General features: G+C 38.0%; 1 protein-coding gene. It reads left to right on the forward strand.

All coding sequences use genetic code 11. The features are described 5' to 3' along the window. Positions 1-677: GlgC family sugar phosphate nucleotidyltransferase (locus AC1DVB_RS27780; RefSeq protein WP_477592074.1), on the forward strand; the 677-nt coding region annotated here is incomplete at its 5' end. Positions 678-695: the final 18 nt, after the last annotated feature.

Below are 695 nucleotides of genomic sequence, written 5' to 3' on the forward strand. Positions count from 1 at the left end.
TCACGGTGGTATATAAGGATTATGTAGGGGAATTGATTGAAAAACCAATCTATCACACCTGTTCGGTAGATTCGGATGAAGACATAACTGACATTAGCTTTTATACAATCCCTAGACCTGGTGACCATGTTTGTCTAGAAACTTTCATCATAAGTAAATCGCTATTGGTGAATTTGATCAAAAGCTGTGTTGCCAGTGGGGAATATGACTTTTTGAAAGACGCTGTGAAAGCAAATCTTCATCGTTTTACCGTAAAAGGCTATAACTTTACAGGTGATATGCCATTCATCCATTCGATTGAAAGCTTTCATGCCAGTAATATGAATTTCCTGAACCCTTCGGTAATCCGTTCTTTCTTCGGGGATACTTGGGATGTTTATACGAAAATCAAACATGAGGCACCGACCAAATATTCAAGTTCTTCGAAGGTTACCAACTCATTGATAGCCAACGGTTGTGATATTGAAGGGATTGTCGAAAACAGTATACTCTTCCGTGGGGTAAAGGTGAAAAAGGGTGCGATAGTAAGAAATAGCATCATCATGCAAAAAGGCGTGATTGAAGAAGGAGCCATCGTTGAAAATATCATAACTGATAAAGAAGTGAGAGTTACTAGTGAAAAATCAGTCATTGGTTTAAAACAGCCTACTGTAATAAAAAAAGCGGAAGTAATTTAATAGAGGATAGAGGAGGTG

This window comes from Peribacillus sp. P4_D6 (assembly GCF_056401795.1).